The sequence below is a fragment of the Micromonospora sp. NPDC047730 genome, assembly GCF_043204765.1.
Lineage (GTDB): Bacteria > Actinomycetota > Actinomycetes > Mycobacteriales > Micromonosporaceae > Micromonospora.
Genome location: NZ_JBIDCU010000017.1, coordinates 1 through 15,641, shown reverse-complemented (window position 1 = coordinate 15,641; position 15,641 = coordinate 1). Strand labels below are relative to the sequence as shown.

Below are 15,641 nucleotides of genomic sequence, written 5' to 3'. Positions count from 1 at the left end.
ACACGCGGCCGGCCCGGACGGGTCGCGCCGGGACACGGAAGGCGGGCACTGATGCGCGCACGTACACGACTGGCGGTCGGTGCGGTGGGAGCCCTCGCCGCGGCGGGGCTGCTGACCGGATGCGGCGACGCCGGCTCCTCCGGCACGGACGCCCCGGAGCAGGCGGCCTCCGGGGCCGGCTGCGCCCCGGTCGCCGGTGACCAGCTCGTCGTCCTCGACGACGACAAGAAGCTCCAGAACACCGACAACGTCATCCCGGCGGTCAACGCCAAGGCGGCCAACCCGCAGCTGCTCGCGGCGCTGGACAAGGTCTCGGTGGCGCTCGACACGCCGAAGCTGATCCAGCTCAACAAGGCCGTCGACGTGGACCGCAAGACGGCGCAGAAGGCGGCCGAGGAGTTCGCCGCGGCCAACGGCGTCACCACGGGCATCGCCAAGGGGCCCGGCGGTCAGATCGTGATCGGCGCGGCCAACTTCACGGAGAACGAGATCCTGGCCGAGCTCTACAAGATCGCGCTGACCGCCGCCGGCTACGAGGCCAAGGTGCAGCAGATCGGCAACCGCGAGCTCTACGAGCCGGCCCTGGAGCGGGGCGAGATCCAGGTGGTCCCCGAGTACGCGGCGACCATGGCCGAGTTCCTCAACACCAAGGCCAACGGCAAGGACGCCCAGCCGGTGTCCTCGCCCGAGCTGGAGAAGACCGTCGCCGCGCTCAAGGCCGCCGGTGACAAGGTGGGCCTCGTCTTCGGCACGCCCGCCGCCGCCCAGGACCAGAACGCCTTCGCCGTGACGAAGACCTTCGCCGACAAGTACGGCGTCCGCACGCTCTCGGACCTGGCGGCCAAGTGCTCGGGCCAGGCCACCGTGCTGGCCGGGCCGCCGGAGTGCCCGCAGCGGCCGAAGTGCGGGGCCGGGCTGGTCCAGGTCTACGACTTCAAGGCCGGCTCGTTCAGCTCGCTGGACCAGGGCGGCCCGCAGACCAAGAACGCCCTGAAGACCGGCGCCGCCAGCGTGGGCCTGGTCTTCTCCTCGGACGGCGCGCTGGCGTCCAGCTGATTCCCAGCCGGTCGCCGGCGGCCCCGCGCCGCCGGCGACCGGCTGCGCCGTCCCGTCCCGCCGGGCCTCTCCAGCCGTTCCCAGGCGGGGGAACTCTCGGTAGGCTGCGGACCCATGCCAGCCCCGGTCGCCCCCGCCGACAAGCGCAACCCACCGCTGCTCACCGTGCTCTTCTGGATCGGCGTCGCGCTGGCGCCGGTGGCGGCGCTGATCCTGCTCGTCGCCGACGGCAACGGTCCGCTGCGGTTCGCCGCCGTGCTCGCCATCCTGGCCGTGGTCCTGATCGGCCTGTCGATCGCGTTGCGCGCCGACGGCGCCGGCCCGGCCCGGCCCGAGGAGCTGCTGGACGAGATGGAGCAGCTCCGCCACGAGCTGCGCGGGGAGATCGTGGCGGCCGCCCAGCGTGGCAACCAGGCGCTCGACCAGGCCCAGCGGGCCCAGGAGGCGGTCGCCGCGCTACGCCGGCGGCTGGACGCCAGCAGCGCCGCGCTGGGCGGAATCGACGACCAGGCCGATGCCGGCCGGACCCCGGGATCCGCCGACGACGGGTTCTCTGGCCGGGGGCGGGCGCCGGGCCAGGACGATCCGGCGCCCCGCTGGGGACGCGCCGACCGGGACGACGAGGAGCCCGCCCGCCGGCCCCAGCCGGGCCCGCGCGCCGAGCGGCCGGCGGCCCAGGCCGGGGCGTACGGCGCGGACCGGCCCACCGGCGGCTCGGCCGGCGGGTACGGCGGGGACCGGCCCGCCACCACCGGGTCCGCCGGGGTGTACGGCGGGGACCGACCCGCCGGCGGAGCGGCCGGGGTGTACGGGGCGGCCCGGCCGGCGGAGCCCGAGAGCCAGCCCGCCGCGCGCCCGCTCGGGGTGGTGCGGCACACCGAGACCGTGCACGTCACCACCCGGCACACCATCGTGGACGGTGGCGCGTCCGTGCCCGGCGACCCCGGCACCGGGTACGGCGGCGGGTACGCGGGACGGTGGTCACCGCCGCCGGAGGAGCGGCCGTGGTCCGGCGAGTCGGACGACCGGTCCCGGGCCGGTCACGGCGACCCGGCGGACCGGCCCCGGCGCGACGACGACCGTTCCCGGCGGAACGACGACCGGTCGTGGGCGACGGCCGGCGCGCCCCGGGACGACGACCGGTCGCGGTCGCGCGACGGGGGCGAGTGGTCCGGGCAGGGGACCGACCACGAGCGGCCGGGCCGACGGGACGAACGCGGGCAGCGGCAGGAGCGCGGGCAGCAGTGGGACGACCGGGGCTGGGACGGCACGGGCGGGCCGGCGGCCTGGGCCGCTCCGGCCGAGCAGCCGGGGCGGGGCCGGCCGCACCAGCCCGACGAGGCGGGACCGGAGCGCGGTGAGTACTGGTCGGAGCTGCGCGCCGGTGACCGGTGGGCGGCCGTGCGGGACGACGACCGGGGCCGGGAACTGCGGGTCGGGGAGCGGCGTGCCGAGGTGCACGCGGACGCCACCGGCACCGAGTACCGGGTCGCGGACCGCTGGGCGACGGTCCGCCGGGACGAGCCGCGTCGGGACCGGGCGGACGACGGATGGCGGGGCGGCTGGGCGGAGCCGGGGGACGCGCCGGCGCTGCCGGCCGGCGGGGTGCCGGTGCCCGAGGAGTGGCGCCCGCCCCGCCAGCGCGGGCACCAGCCCGAGGCCCACCGCACCCGCCAGCCGGAGCCCGAGCCGGAGCGGTACGGCCGGCGGCAGGAGCGCTACGGCTACCCGCCGCAGGACGACGTCCCCCGCGCGGGCGGCTCGCGTTCGGCCGACCGCTGGCGCTGACCGGCGACCGGGGCCGCGCGGGTCACTTGTCGATGTCGCCGACCACGAAGAACATCGAGCCGAGGATGGCGATCAGGTCCGACACCAGGCAGCCGGGGAGCAGGGTGGCCAGCGCCTGCACGTTCGCGTACGACGCGGTGCGCAGCTTGAGCCGCCACGGCGTCTTCTCGCCGCGCGAGACCAGGTAGTAGCCGTTGATGCCGAGCGGGTTCTCGGTCCAGGCGTAGGTGTGGCCCTCCGGCGCCTTGAGCACCTTCGGCAGCCGGGTGTTGACCGGCCCGGTGAGCCGGTCCACCCGGTCCAGGCACTGCTCGGCGAGGTCGAGCGAGGCGTACACCTGGTCGAGCAGCACCTCGAAGCGGGCGTGGCAGTCCCCGGCGGTCTTCGTCACCACCGGCACGTCCAGCTGGTCGTAGGCCAGGTAGGGCTCGTCGCGGCGCAGGTCGAGGTCGAGGCCGGAGGCCCGGGCGACCGGCCCGGACGCGCCGAACGCGGCGGCGTCCGCCGCCGTGAGAACGCCGACGCCGACCGTGCGGGCCAGGAAGATCTCGTTGCGCCGGATCAGGTTGTCCAGGTCCGGCATGCGTCCGCGGACCTCCGCGATGGCGGCCCGCGCCCGGCCGGTCCAGCCGGACGGCACCTCCTCCTTGAGGCCGCCCACCCGGTTGAACATGTAGTGGATCCGGCCGCCGGAGACCTCCTCCATCACGGCCTGGATCGTCTCCCGCTCGCGGAACGCGTAGAACATCGGCGTGATCGCGCCGATCTCCAGCGGGTAGGAGCCGAGGAACATCAGGTGGTTGAGCACCCGGTTCAGCTCCGCGAGGGCCATCCGCAGCCAGGTGGCCCGTTCCGGCACCTCCATGCCCATCAGCCGCTCTACGGCGAGCACCACGCCCAGCTCGTTGGAGAAGGCCGAGAGCCAGTCGTGCCGGTTGGCCAGCACGATGATCTGCCGGTAGTCGCGGACCTCGAAGAGCTTCTCCGCGCCCCGGTGCATGTAGCCGACGATCGGCTCGCAGGCCACCACGCGTTCGCCGTCGAGCACCAGCCTCAGCCGGAGCACACCGTGGGTGGAGGGGTGCTGCGGCCCGATGTTGAGCACCATGTCGGTGCCGAGCTGCTCCCCGCCGGTGCCCGCCACCAGGCCCGCTCCGGTGCCGACGGTCAGCTCGCGGAGGTCGCCGGCGTCCGTGGTCATGTCCGTCATCGTGCCATGAACCGCGCGGGGTCGACGCCGACCGGTTGCCGCAGCCACCAGTGCCCGCCCAGCCCGGCCGGGTCGGTCAGCTCCGCCACGGCCGAGGCGGCGGCGAGCGCCCGCACGTAACCGACCGGGTCGCTGGCGGCCAGGCTCAGCACCGGTCGCCCGCCGTCGGCTCCGAGCGCCCGCAGCGCCTCCCGCTGCGACACCAGGTCGTACGCGCACCGGGCGACCCGCCCACCGGCGGAGGCGACGGAGTCGACGGCGACGTGTGCGGTGACGTCGCAGGCCCCGTCGGGCACCGGCGGCACCTGCCGCCCGCCCCGGTACCCGGTCAACGTCCCGTCCACGGGCCGGCCGCCTCGCAGGTGTCCGTAGTCCACGGCCAACGCCAGCCCCCGGTCGACGTGGCGCACGGCCTCGGCCCAGGCGTTGTCGCGGGTGCGGCCGATCTCGGCGCGCACCCCGGTGGGGGGTTCCGGGCGGCCCGACCCGCTCCGGGCGGTCAGGCTTGATCCCTCCGCGGATCGGGCCGCCCGGAACCCCGACCCGGTCGGGCCGATCCCGTCCGCTCCGGCCTCCGGCGCCGGCCACCACCGGGCCAGCCAGTCCGCGTCGGCGGGTTCGACCGGGTCACCGATGGTTTCCTCACCGGTGGCCGGGTCGACCAGCAGGTAGCGCCAGCCGTCGGTGGTGTGCACCGCCACGTCGAGCGGCACGTTGTCCAGCCACTCGGTAGCAACCAGCAGCCCGGTGATCCCGTCGGGGATCTCGTCCAGCCAGTCGATCCCGTCCGGCAGGTCGGCCGGTCGGGGCGCCTTCTCGACGGCGGTGAGGCGTACCCGGGAGGCGAGCGGAACAGGCGTGGAGGGCGCGGGACCGGCGGACGCCGGGCCGGGCGAGAGCGAGGGCCGGGCGGCGGCCGGGGGAGTCGGGGTTGCCGGGGAGCCCGCCCGCGGAGGGATCAAGCCTGACCGCCCGGAGCGGGCGGGCTCCCCGGCAACCCCCAGTGCGGAGGAGAGCTGGCGCAGCAGCTCACCCCGGCCCGCTCCCACGTCGACGACGGAGAGGACAGCCGGGTGGCCGAGGGCGGCGTCGACCTGCTCGACGAGCCGCAGCAGCGCGGCGGCGAAGGCGGGGGACGCGTGCACGCTGGTGCGGAAGTGGTCGGCCGGGCCGGAGCCGGCGACGAAGAACCCGCCCGGCCCGTAGAGCGCCCGGTCCATGGCGTCCCGCCAGCGGACCGGCATCAGTTCATCCCTCGTCCCGCGTGGACGACCAGATATCGTCCGCCACGACCCGCTTCGTCACAGGCGGCACTGTAGCCGCAGCCGGCCGCCCGCGCCGCCGGGAACGCCCCCGCGCACCGCCCGGTGAAGGTTTTCACAGACCCTGTTTCGGCTCCGTCACGGCGGCGCATACTTGCGATCGACCGGTACCCCCTCCGAGGACTGGATCGTTGCCATGAGCGCACCGCTGCGCCCGCAGGCGGCCACCCCGCCTACGGCCGCCGTACCGTCGGGCGGCGCCACATCCGGCGCCCCGCTCTCCTTCCCGCGCACGCTCACCGTCGGCGTCGTCGGCGCCGGCCGGGTCGGCGCGGCGCTGGGCGCCGCGCTCGTCGCCGCCGGCCACCGGGTGGCCGCCGCCTCCGGCGGCTCCGGTGCCTCCCGGGCCCGGCTGGCGCTGCTGCTGCCCCGGGTGCCCCGCCGCTCCGCCGCCGCCGTGGCCCGCGCGGCCACCGACCTGCTGCTGCTCGCCGTGCCGGACGACGCGCTCGCCGGGGTCGTCACCGACCTGGCCGACAGCGGCGCGCTGCGTCCCGGCCAGGTCGTGGCGCACGTCTCGGGCGCGCACGGATTGGCCGTGCTCGCCCCCGCCGCCGCGGCGGGCGCCCGGCCGCTCGCCCTGCACCCCGCCATGACCTTCACCGGTACGCCGGACGACCTCGCCCGGCTGGCTGGCATCTCGTACGGCGTGACGGCCCCGGTGGAGCTGCGCCCCCTGGCCGCCCGGCTGGTCGCCGACCTCGGTGGCGTGCCGGAGTGGGTTGGCGAGGCCGACCGGCCGCTCTACCACGCGGCGCTGGCGCACGGCGCCAACCACCTGGTGACCCTGGTCAACGAGGCGGCCGACCGGCTGCGCGACGCCGGGGTGGCCCAGCCGGAGAAGGTGCTCGCCCCGCTGCTGCGGGCCGCCCTGGAGAACGCGCTGCGCCTCGGCGACGACGCGCTGACCGGGCCGGTGTCCCGGGGCGACGCCGGCACGGTCGAGCGGCACCTGGCCCGGCTCGCCGCCACCGCACCCGAGTCGGTCCCGCCCTACCTGGCCCTGGCCCGGCGTACGGCCGACCGGGCCATCGCCGCCGGCCGGCTCCGCCCGGTCGACGCGGAGTCGCTGCTCGGCGTGCTGGCCGGGCCCCGGCGGGAGGTGGCCGCGTGAACGGGCCGACGGTGGACGGAGGGGGCCGCGTGACGGAGTTGGTGCACACCCGCGCCGAGCTGGCCGCGGCGCGGGACGGGCTCAAGGGCACCGTCGGCGTCGTGATGACCATGGGCGCCCTGCACTCCGGGCACGAGACGCTGCTGCGGGCGGCCCGGGAGCGGGCTGACCACGTGCTCGTCACGATCTTCGTCAACCCGCTCCAGTTCGGGCCGAACGAGGACTTCGACCGTTACCCGCGCACCCTCGACGCCGACCTGGAGATCTGCCGGCGGGCGGGTGCCGACGTGGTGTTCGCCCCGTCGGTGGCGGACATGTACCCGGACGGCCAGCCCCGCGTCCGGGTCAACCCGGGTCCGCTCGGCGAGGACCTGGAGGGGCAGAGCCGCCCCGGGTTCTTCCACGGGGTGCTGACGGTGGTGCTGAAGCTGCTTCAGCTCACCCGCCCCGACCTGGCGTTCTTCGGCGAGAAGGACTACCAGCAGCTCACCCTGGTGCGGCGGATGGCCCGGGATCTCGACGTGCCGGTCGAGGTGGTCGGCGTGCCCACCGTGCGGGAGCCCGACGGGCTCGCCCTGTCCAGCCGCAACCGCTACCTGTCCCCGGCCGAGCGGGAGATTGCGTTGAGCCTGTCGGCGGCGCTGCGGGCCGGTGCCGAGGCCGCCGACGCGGGCGGTGACGCGGGGGCCGTGCTCGCCGCCGCGCACGCCGCCTTCGGCGCCGGTACGCCCGGCGCGCGGCTCGACTACCTGGTGCTCACCGACCCGGACCTGGAGCCGGGGCCGGTGTCCGGTCCGGCGCGGCTGCTCGTCGCCGCCTGGGTCGGCGGCACCCGGCTGATCGACAACGCGGCGATCCGGCTCGCCCCCCGTTCCTGAACCCGACCCCCACCACGTTTCCGCGAAAGGCATCCCGATGCTGCGCACCATGCTCAAGTCGAAGATCCACCGGGCCACGGTGACCCAGGCCGACCTGCACTACGTCGGCTCGGTGACCGTCGACGAGGACCTGCTCGACGCCGCCGACCTGATCCCCGGCGAGCAGGTGGCGATCGTGGACATCACCAACGGGGCCCGGTTGGAGACGTACGTGATCCCGGGCGAGCGGGGCAGCGGCGTGATCGGCATCAACGGTGCCGCCGCCCACCTGGTGCACCCGGGTGACCTGGTCATCCTCATCTCGTACGGGCAGATGGACGACGCCGAGTCCCGGGCCTATCGGCCGAGGATCGTGCACGTCGACGCCGACAACCGCATCGTCGACCTGAACGCCGACCCCACGACCGCCGCCCCCGGCACCGCCGGCGCCCCCGTTCCCAACCCCTACGCCGCCGTCTGACCCGCCCGCCCCGTCCGCCCCGTCCGTTCCCCGCGATCTTGCACTGCGGCCCGCCTTTTGTCACCACAAGTCCTTTTTGCCCGGGCGGTAACTGCAAGATCGCGGCACAGTGGGGGTGAGTGGGAGCGCAAACGCGGTCTGTCACCGGAGGGCGGCGGTGGGTAGTCTGGGTGCCCGTCGGAGAGACGCGGTGGCTGGGGGAGGCCGCGATGCGCCGTTCGATGACCACCCTGCTCGCCGCCGTGAGCGCGGCAGTCCTCCTGGTCGGCTGCGCCGGCTCCGCCGGGCTGGACGGTGACCTCGCCGACGACTGGGCGGCCCTGCCCGCGCCCGGCCCGTTCACCCCGGCCGCCGGCGTCTGCCAGGCCGCCGACTTCACCGACGTGGTGACCCTGGCGGCGTACGCGCCGGTGGACTGCGCCGCGCCGCACCGGGTCGAGACCGTGCACGTGGGCGCCTTCCCGGCCGAGCGGGCCACCCCGCCGCCGGGCGGCTCGGCCGAGCTGCGGGGCGCGTTCGCCGACTGCGACGCGCGCGCCACCGGGCACGTCGGCGACGACTGGCGGGCCGGGCGGCTCCGGCTGGCGGTGGCCCTGCCGTCCGGGCCCGGCTGGGCGGCCGGCTCCCGCTGGTACCGGTGCGACCTGACCGAGGTGAGCACCGTCGAGGCCGCCGCCACGGTGGTCACCCGCTCCGGCAGCCTGCGGGACGCGCTGCGCGGGCCGTCGCCGTTGCGGCTGGGCTGCCAGCAGACCAGGGCCGGCGGCGGGGCGGTGCGGACGCTGCTCCCCGTCGACTGCGCCACCCGGCACGACGCCGAGTTCGTCGGGGTGTGGCGGGCGCCGGACCGCCCGTACCCGACCCGGGCCGCCGACTGGGCCCCGCTCTACGCCGGCTGCCGCTCCGTGCTGGGCCGCTACGTGGGGGTGCCCGACGACGCGGACCTGCGCTTCCGCAGCGGGGTGGTGGTGCGACCGCCGGGGGCGGGGCGCTGGCGCGTCGGCGACCGCGGCGTCCGCTGCTACCTGTGGCTCGACGACCGTACGGTGACCGGCTCCCTGAGGGGCGCGGGCCCGGCCGCCCTGCCGGTCCGGACGAGGTAGGCCCCCCACCCGGCCACCGGACGCGATGGCCCAAACCACTCGTCCCGCCCCCGCCGCCCCCCGCGAGGGACCTTCGGGTTGACTGTGGGCATGGACCTTCCGACCGTGGACCTGCCGGCGCTGCCCCGACTGCTGGCCGCCCCCGCGCCCGGCTGGGTGGAGACCACCGACGTGATCGTGGTCGGCTCCGGGGTGGCGGGGCTCACCGCCGCGCTGCACCTGCGGGAGGCGGGCCTGCACGTCACCGTGGTCACGAAGGTCAACATCGACGAGGGTTCGACCCGCTGGGCGCAGGGCGGCATCGCCGCCGTGCTCGATCCGCACGACACCCCGGCCGCGCACGCCTCCGACACGGAGATCGCCGGCGTCGGGCTCTGCGACCCGGCGGCGGTGCGGGTGCTGGTCGAGGAGGGCCCGACCCGGCTGCGCGAGCTGATGCGGATCGGAGCGGAGTTCGACCGCAACCCGGACGGCTCGCTGATGCTCACCCGCGAGGGCGGGCACCGGGCGGACCGGATCGTGCACGCCGGCGGCGACGCCACCGGGGCCGAGGTCCAGCGGGCCCTGCACGCCGCCGTCCGCCGCGACCCGTGGATCCGGCTGGTCGAGCACGCCCTGGTGCTGGACCTGCTGCGCGCGCCCGGAGACGGCCCGGGCGGGCTCGGCGCGGCCTGCGGCATCACCCTGCACGTGCTCGGCGAGGGCAGCGAGGACGGGGTGGGCGCCATCCTGGCCCGGGCGGTCGTCCTGGCCACCGGCGGGATGGGCCAGATCTACGCGGCCACCACCAACCCGGCCGTCTCGACCGGGGACGGGGTGGCGCTGGCGATGCGCGCCGGCGCGGCGGTCACCGACGTGGAGTTCGTCCAGTTCCACCCGACCGCGCTGATCACCCCGGCCGGTGCGGGTGCGCCGGGCGCCGGGCACGCCCAGCAGCCGCTCGTCTCCGAGGCCCTGCGCGGCGAGGGCGCCCACCTGGTCGACGGCGACGGCAAGCGGTTCATGGTCGGGCAGCACGAGCTGGCCGAGCTGGCGCCCCGGGACGTGGTGGCCAAGGGCATCCACCGGGTGCTGCTGGCCACCGGCGCGGACCACGTCTTCCTCGACGCCCGGCACCTGGGCGGCGACTTCCTGGCCCGGCGCTTCCCGACCATCGTCGCGTCCTGCCTGGCCATCGGGGTCGACCCGGCGGCCGACCTGATCCCGGTGGCCCCGGCCGCCCACTACGCCTCCGGCGGCGTCCGCACCGACCTGCGCGGTCGCACCTCCATCCCCGGCCTGTACGCCTGCGGCGAGGTCGCCTGCACGGGCGTGCACGGCGCGAACCGGCTGGCCAGCAACTCCCTGCTGGAGGGGCTGGTGTTCTCCCGGCGGATCGCCGAGGACATCGCCGTCGGGCTGCCGGAGCAGGCCCAGCCGGCGTCGACCGGCGCCTGGGTCGGCGGCGAGGGCTGGGTGGTGCCGGCCGAGGCGACGCCGACCATGCAACGGGCGATGACCCGGGGCGCGGGCGTGCTCCGCTCGGCGCAGACCCTCGCGGGGACGGCCGTCGCGTTGACCGGGCTCGGCGAGGGCCGGGGCCGGCCGCGGACGGCCGACTGGGAGGCGACGAACCTGATCACCGTGGCGTCGGCGTTGGTCGCCGCCGCGTACGCCCGCCGGGAGACCCGGGGCTGCCACTGGCGGGAGGACTTCCCGACGGCCGACGAGCGGTGGCTCGGCCACCTCGTCGGCGCGGTCGGGGCGCAGGGCCGGTTGACGTCTCAGTGGGAGGGGAATCGATGACGGAGTCGACGGAGCGGGCGTTGCGGGACGCCGGCCTGGACCCGGCGCAGGTGCGGCGGGTGATCGGGAACGCGCTCGCCGAGGACCTGGGGCCCGACTTCCTCGACGTCACGAGCGTCGCCACCATCCCCGCAGGGCAGACCGACACGGCCGACCTGGTGGCCCGCGCCGACGGCGTGGTGGCCGGGTTGGCCGTGGCGGCGGCCGTGTTCGAGCTGGTCGGCGAGGTGACCGGTGCCGGCCGTACGGTCGAGGTGTCGCTGGTGGCCCACGACGGCGCGCGGGTGGCGCGCGGCGACGTGCTGGCCACGGTGACCGGCCCGACCCGGCTGCTGCTCACCGCCGAGCGGACGGCGCTCAACCTGCTCTGCCGGATGTCCGGGGTGGCCACCCACACCCGGGCCTGGGCGGACGCGCTGGCCGGCACCAAGGCGATGGTGCTGGACACCCGCAAGACCACCCCGGGCCTGCGCGCCCTGGAGAAGTACGCGGTCCGCGCCGGCGGCGGCACGAACAAGCGGATGGGCCTGCACGACGTCGCCATGATCAAGGACAACCACAAGCTGGCGGCGGGCGGGATCACGGCGGCCTTCCGTCGGGTCCGGGAGACGTTCCCGGACGTGCCGGTGCAGGTCGAGGTGGACACGGTGGCCGAGGCGGTGGAGGCCGTCGAGGCCGGAGCGGAGTTCCTGCTGCTGGACAACATGACCCCGGAGATGCTCACCGGGGTGGTTGCCGCCGTGGGGGACCGGGCGGAGCTGGAGGCGACCGGCGGGCTGACCCTCGACGTCGCGGCGCGGTACGCGGCGACCGGCGTCGACTTCCTGTCGGTGGGCGCGCTGACCCACTCCTCGCCGATTCTCGACATCGCCATGGACCTGCGCACCGAGTGAACCGGCGGCCGGTCGTTGTCTAGGCTTCGTGCGTGCTGCTCTGCATCGACATCGGAAACACCAACACCGTGCTGGCGACCTTCGACGGAGACAAGCTGGTGCACTCCTGGCGGATCAAGACCGATGCGCGGTCGACGGCGGACGAGCTGGGCCTGAAGTTCCGGGGCCTGCTCGCCGGGGACGCGGTCGAGATCACCGGGGTGGCGGCCTGCTCCACCGTGCCGGCCGCGCTGCGCTCGCTGCGCACCATGCTGTCCCGCTACTACGCCGACCTGCCGAGCGTGATCGTCGAGCCCGGGGTGCGCACCGGTGTGCAGCTCGCCATCGACAACCCGAAGGAGGTGGGCGCCGACCGGGTGGTGAACACCCTGGCCGCGTACACCCTCTACGGCGGGCCGTCGATCGTGGTGGATTTCGGCACCACCACCAACTTCGACGTGATCAGCGACCGGGGCGAGTTCCTCGGTGGCGCCTTCGCGCCGGGCATCGAGATCTCCTTCGACGCGCTCGCCGCCCGAGCCGCCCAGCTGCGCAAGGTGGAGGCCACCCGGCCCCGCTCGGTGATCGGCAAGAACACCGTCGAGTGCCTCCAGTCCGGCCTCTACTTCGGCTTCGCCGGCCAGGTCGACCGGATCGTCGAGCGGATGACCGAGGAGCTGGGCGAGGTGCGGGCCGTCATCGCCACCGGCGGGCTCGCCGGCCTGGTGATCAACGAGTGCCGCACGATCACCCACCACGAGCCGATGATCACCCTGATCGGCCTGCGGATGGTCTACGACCGCAACGTCTGACCCCGCCGGCCCCGGTCCCGGGCCGCCGCCGGGGCCGGGCGCCGCCGCTCAGCGCCGCCGGGCGCGGCAGACGAGGGTGCGGTACGGCAGGTCGAAGCGTTCCCGCCCGGCCAGGTCGGGGTGGGTGTCCAGCAGGTCGCGCAGTTCCCGGTCGAGGTCCCGCCGCCGTTCCGGGTCGGCCGTCAGGTAGTACGAGCGGGTCCGGACCATCCCGACCAGCTCGTCCGGGGTGAGCGTGGTGCGGTGCGCGAAAACGGCCTGCTCGGCCGGCGTGAACGCCGGTCCGAAGTCGCCGACCCGGCTGGCCAGGTCGTCGGCGCTGCCGCCCATCCGGGCGATCTTCGTCAGCTCCGCCACCCAGCCGGTCCGCTCGTCCCGCAGGTTCCAGATCGGCGCGAGGACGCGTCCAGGCGGGCCCGCATCCCGGGGTCCGGCTCGACGGGCACCACCTCGTGTCCGAGGGCGAGCACCCCGCGGGTGAGGATGCCGGTCCCGGCGCCCAGGTCGACGACGCGGGCGGGCGCGCCCAGCCCGTCGAGCGCCCAGCGCACCGCCTCCTCCGGATAGCGGGGCCGGAACCGGTCGTAATCGCCCGCCGCCGCACCGAACGACAGGGCGTGAGTGGGGTCGGTCATGGCGGGCAGGTTATCCCGTAACGCCTCCCTGGCGCCTTGAGTACGCTCGGGGCCTGACCCCGCCCGAAATCTCCTTCTGAGGAAGCGTGCCGTGACCGAGCAGACTCCCGTGCCAGTCGACCCCGCCGACGACCTTCCCGAGCAGATGAAGGTCCGCCGGGAGAAGCGGGACCGGATGCTCGCCGAGGGCGTCGAGCCGTACCCGGTCGGATTTCCCCGGACCAGCACGCTGGCCGAGATCCGCGAGAAGTACGCCGAGCTGCCCACCGACACCGCCACCGGCGACCGCGCCTCGGTCACCGGCCGGGTGATCTTCGTACGCAACACCGGCAAGCTCTGCTTCGCCACCCTCAGGGACGGCGACGGCACCGAGTTGCAGGCGATGCTCTCGCTGGACCGGGTCGGCGCCGAGCGGCTGGACGACTGGAAGCGCCTCGTCGACCTCGGCGACCACGTCGGGGTGACCGGCGAGGTGATCACCAGCCGCCGGGGTGAGCTGTCCGTGTTGGCCGACGAGTGGGCGGTCACGGCGAAGGCGCTGCGCCCGCTGCCGGTGGCGCACAAGCCGCTGAGCGAGGAGGCGCGGGTCCGGCAGCGCTACGTCGACCTGGTCGTCCGGCCGCAGGCGCGCCAGATGGTGCGCACCCGGGCCGCGACCGTCCGCAGCCTGCGCGACTCGCTGCACGACCGGGACTTCATCGAGGTGGAGACCCCGATGCTGCAGTTGCTGCACGGCGGCGCGGCGGCCCGGCCATTCGTGACCCACAGCAATGCGCTGAGCACCGACCTGTATCTGCGAATCGCGCCGGAACTGTTTCTCAAGCGGGCCGTCGTCGGCGGCGTCGACCGGGTCTTCGAGATCAACCGCAACTTCCGCAATGAGGGCATCGACTCCTCGCACTCCCCGGAGTTCGCGATGCTCGAGGCATACCAGGCGTACGGCGACTACGACACGATGGCGGAGCTGACCCGCAATCTCGTGCAGCAGGCGGCGATCGCGGTCGCCGGCTCGACCGTGGTGACCCACGCCGACGGCCGGGAGTTCGATCTGGGCGGCGAGTGGCGCTCGGTGACCCTCTTCGGGGTGCTTTCCGAGGCGCTCGGCGAGGAGGTCACGGTACGCACCGAGCACGCCCGCCTCGTCGAGTACGCCGACAAGGTCGGATTGGCGGTCGACCCGAAGTGGGGGCCGGGCAAGCTGGCCGAGGAGCTGTTCGAGGAACTGGTCGTCCCCGGCCTCCAGGCACCCACCTTCGTCCGCGACTACCCGGAGGAGACCAGCCCGCTCACCCGGGCGCACCGCAGCGAGCCGGGGCTGGCCGAGAAGTGGGACCTCTACGTGCTCGGTTTCGAGCTGGGGACGGCGTACTCGGAGCTGGTGGATCCGGTGGTGCAGCGCGAGCGGCTGCTGGCCCAGGCGCAGCTCGCGGCCCGCGGCGACGACGAGGCGATGCGGCTGGACGAGGACTTTCTCCGGGCGATGGAGTACGGAATGCCGCCGGCCGGGGGTATGGGAATGGGAATCGACCGGCTCTTGATGGCGCTGACGGGCCTGGGAATTCGGGAAACCATCCTCTTCCCCCTGGTGCGGCCGGAGTAGTCGCGTACTCGCACCGGGTCGTTACCGCATCCTATTGACGCGACAAGCGTCGCACGGGTTATTGTGCTCTCAAGTTTGCAGGAGCACCCTGCTCGAAAGGAATGTGGGACGTGGCCAAGCAGATCATTCATAAGCTGGTCGATGACCTGGACGGCGGGGACGCTGACGAGACCGTCAAGTTCGCGCTCGACGGCGTTCAGTACGAGATCGACCTGTCGAGCTCGAACGCCGAGAAATTGCGTGACGTATTCGCTCCCTACATCGCCCACGGGACCAAGGTGGGCCGGGGCGGTGTCGTCGTGGGCGGCCGGGCCGCACGCGGCCGGGGCGGCGCCACCGCCGACCGGGAGCAGAACAAGGCGATCCGGGCCTGGGCCAAGAAGGCCGGCAAGGACATCTCCGACCGGGGCCGGATCCCGCAGGAGATCGTCGACGAGTACCACTCCAAGGCCGGTCACTGACCCGACCGCCGACGGGCGACAGACGCCGGGCCGGAGCACGACTCCGGGCCGGCGTCGCCGTATCCGCCCACGGGTGCGCCGGGACCGGGAAGAATTTCGCCCCGACGGAGGTTGTCCACAGCCGGTGGAGAACTTGTCCACAGCCTGTGGACGACTCCCGGGCGGCCCGGGTTCGGGGCCGCGCCGGTGCCGGCACCGGCCTGCGGACGCGGTCCGGCCGGTGCCCGAATTTCGCTCTGCGCGTACAGGCGGGGGTCGCGGAACACCCCCTGAGCGCGGACGGTTGAGTAAAACGACGCGTACGCGGCCCCCGGCGGGGACACACGACCTCAGCGGAGTCGGTCTGCGGCGATAGAGTAAGTAGGCACGGACGCCCGTCCCGGACGTCCGCGCACCGGCCCCGCCAAGATCTAGACCATCAAGGCGCACGGCACGTGAGGAGCACGAGGGCATGTTCGAGCGGTTCACCGACCGAGCGCGACGGGTTGTCGTCCTGGCCCAGGAAGAGGCCCGGATGCTCAACCACAACTACATCGGTACGGAGC

At 74.8% G+C, this 15,641-nt stretch carries 15 protein-coding genes; 11 read left to right on the top strand and 4 right to left on the bottom strand.

Translation table 11 applies throughout. From position 1 onward, the window contains the following. The first annotated feature begins 51 nt into the window (after nt 1–51). Nucleotides 52–1,056: a glycine betaine ABC transporter substrate-binding protein gene (locus ACGF5G_RS28585; protein ID WP_393268347.1), complete on the top strand. Its 1,005-nt coding sequence runs from the start codon at nt 52–54 to the stop codon at nt 1,054–1,056. A 114-nt stretch (nt 1,057–1,170) separates the two neighbouring features. Next, nucleotides 1,171–2,844, top strand: coding sequence for a hypothetical protein (locus ACGF5G_RS28580; RefSeq protein WP_393268345.1), 1,674 nt, complete (start codon nt 1,171–1,173; stop codon nt 2,842–2,844). A 22-nt stretch (nt 2,845–2,866) separates the two neighbouring features. Here the strand turns inward: ACGF5G_RS28580 and ACGF5G_RS28575 are convergent, their stop codons facing one another. Together ACGF5G_RS28575 and ACGF5G_RS28570 are read right to left on the bottom strand one after the other, a co-directional pair. Further along, nucleotides 2,867–4,054 (bottom strand): NADH-quinone oxidoreductase subunit D, encoded by a 1,188-nt coding sequence (locus ACGF5G_RS28575; RefSeq protein WP_393268343.1) that lies wholly within the window; start codon nt 4,052–4,054, stop codon nt 2,867–2,869. Next, nucleotides 4,051–5,298, bottom strand: a complete 1,248-nt coding sequence (locus ACGF5G_RS28570; protein WP_393268341.1) for an SAM-dependent methyltransferase — start codon at nt 5,296–5,298, stop codon at nt 4,051–4,053. The genes ACGF5G_RS28575 and ACGF5G_RS28570 overlap by 4 nt, the downstream gene beginning before the upstream one ends. Before the next feature lie 214 nt (nt 5,299–5,512). Here ACGF5G_RS28570 and ACGF5G_RS28565 point away from each other — a divergent pair, with 214 nt between their 5' ends. The 7 genes from ACGF5G_RS28565 (at nt 5,513) to ACGF5G_RS28535 (ending at nt 12,400) form a co-directional block, all read left to right on the top strand. Beyond that, on the top strand, nt 5,513–6,490 hold the full coding sequence (locus ACGF5G_RS28565; RefSeq protein ID WP_393268340.1) for a Rossmann-like and DUF2520 domain-containing protein: 978 nt from the start codon (nt 5,513–5,515) through the stop codon (nt 6,488–6,490). A 29-nt stretch (nt 6,491–6,519) separates the two neighbouring features. Next, complete coding sequence (panC, locus tag ACGF5G_RS28560) at nt 6,520–7,368, top strand: pantoate--beta-alanine ligase (RefSeq protein WP_393268337.1); 849 nt, start codon at nt 6,520–6,522, stop codon at nt 7,366–7,368. Nucleotides 7,369–7,405: 37 nt separating this feature from the next. Continuing rightward, nucleotides 7,406–7,828, top strand: coding sequence for an aspartate 1-decarboxylase (gene panD, locus ACGF5G_RS28555; protein WP_393268335.1), 423 nt, complete (start codon nt 7,406–7,408; stop codon nt 7,826–7,828). A 209-nt stretch (nt 7,829–8,037) separates the two neighbouring features. After that, nucleotides 8,038–8,931: a septum formation family protein gene (locus ACGF5G_RS28550; RefSeq protein ID WP_393268332.1), complete on the top strand. Its 894-nt coding sequence runs from the start codon at nt 8,038–8,040 to the stop codon at nt 8,929–8,931. 90 nt (nt 8,932–9,021) lie between these two features. Next, nucleotides 9,022–10,716: an L-aspartate oxidase gene (locus ACGF5G_RS28545; RefSeq protein ID WP_393268330.1), complete on the top strand. Its 1,695-nt coding sequence runs from the start codon at nt 9,022–9,024 to the stop codon at nt 10,714–10,716. Then, nucleotides 10,713–11,609, top strand: a complete 897-nt coding sequence (nadC, locus tag ACGF5G_RS28540; RefSeq protein WP_393268328.1) for a carboxylating nicotinate-nucleotide diphosphorylase — start codon at nt 10,713–10,715, stop codon at nt 11,607–11,609. Before ACGF5G_RS28545 ends, nadC begins: the two co-directional genes overlap by 4 nt. A 32-nt stretch (nt 11,610–11,641) precedes the next feature. Further along, complete coding sequence (locus tag ACGF5G_RS28535; protein ID WP_350709398.1) at nt 11,642–12,400, top strand: type III pantothenate kinase; 759 nt, start codon at nt 11,642–11,644, stop codon at nt 12,398–12,400. Between the two features lie 48 nt (nt 12,401–12,448). Here the strand turns inward: ACGF5G_RS28535 and ACGF5G_RS28530 are convergent, their stop codons facing one another. Together ACGF5G_RS28530 and ACGF5G_RS28525 are read right to left on the bottom strand one after the other, a co-directional pair. Beyond that, nucleotides 12,449–12,757 carry a hypothetical protein gene (locus ACGF5G_RS28530; RefSeq protein ID WP_393268326.1) on the bottom strand — a complete coding sequence of 103 codons (309 nt, stop codon included), beginning with the start codon at nt 12,755–12,757 and terminating at the stop codon, nt 12,449–12,451. Further along, nucleotides 12,745–13,035: a hypothetical protein gene (locus ACGF5G_RS28525; protein WP_393268323.1), complete on the bottom strand. Its 291-nt coding sequence runs from the start codon at nt 13,033–13,035 to the stop codon at nt 12,745–12,747. The genes ACGF5G_RS28530 and ACGF5G_RS28525 overlap by 13 nt, the downstream gene beginning before the upstream one ends. 91 nt (nt 13,036–13,126) lie before the next feature. On the opposite strand from ACGF5G_RS28525, the gene lysS reads away from it, so the two are divergent. Beyond that, nucleotides 13,127–14,635, top strand: coding sequence for a lysine--tRNA ligase (gene lysS / locus ACGF5G_RS28520; protein ID WP_393268321.1), 1,509 nt, complete (start codon nt 13,127–13,129; stop codon nt 14,633–14,635). Nucleotides 14,636–14,745: 110 nt separating this feature from the next. Further along, a complete protein-coding gene (locus ACGF5G_RS28515; RefSeq protein ID WP_342672168.1) occupies nt 14,746–15,096 on the top strand; it encodes an Lsr2 family protein in 351 nt (116 codons plus the stop codon). The last annotated feature ends 545 nt before the right edge of the window (nt 15,097–15,641 follow it).

What these genes read in the sequence shown, in the direction of transcription:
- ACGF5G_RS28580 (WP_393268345.1), top strand. Translation starts at nt 1,171, where the DNA reads ATGCCAGCCCCGGTCGCCCCCGCCGACAAGCGCAACCCACCGCTGCTC.
- ACGF5G_RS28525 (WP_393268323.1), bottom strand. Translation starts at nt 13,035, where the DNA reads ATGACCGACCCCACTCACGCCCTGTCGTTCGGTGCGGCGGCGGGCGAT.
- ACGF5G_RS28575 (WP_393268343.1), bottom strand. Translation starts at nt 4,054, where the DNA reads ATGACGGACATGACCACGGACGCCGGCGACCTCCGCGAGCTGACCGTC.
- ACGF5G_RS28565 (WP_393268340.1), top strand. Translation starts at nt 5,513, where the DNA reads ATGAGCGCACCGCTGCGCCCGCAGGCGGCCACCCCGCCTACGGCCGCC.
- ACGF5G_RS28570 (WP_393268341.1), bottom strand. Translation starts at nt 5,298, where the DNA reads ATGCCGGTCCGCTGGCGGGACGCCATGGACCGGGCGCTCTACGGGCCG.
- nadC (WP_393268328.1), top strand. Translation starts at nt 10,713, where the DNA reads ATGACGGAGTCGACGGAGCGGGCGTTGCGGGACGCCGGCCTGGACCCG.
- ACGF5G_RS28545 (WP_393268330.1), top strand. Translation starts at nt 9,022, where the DNA reads ATGGACCTTCCGACCGTGGACCTGCCGGCGCTGCCCCGACTGCTGGCC.
- ACGF5G_RS28585 (WP_393268347.1), top strand. Translation starts at nt 52, where the DNA reads ATGCGCGCACGTACACGACTGGCGGTCGGTGCGGTGGGAGCCCTCGCC.
- ACGF5G_RS28550 (WP_393268332.1), top strand. Translation starts at nt 8,038, where the DNA reads ATGCGCCGTTCGATGACCACCCTGCTCGCCGCCGTGAGCGCGGCAGTC.
- panD (WP_393268335.1), top strand. Translation starts at nt 7,406, where the DNA reads ATGCTGCGCACCATGCTCAAGTCGAAGATCCACCGGGCCACGGTGACC.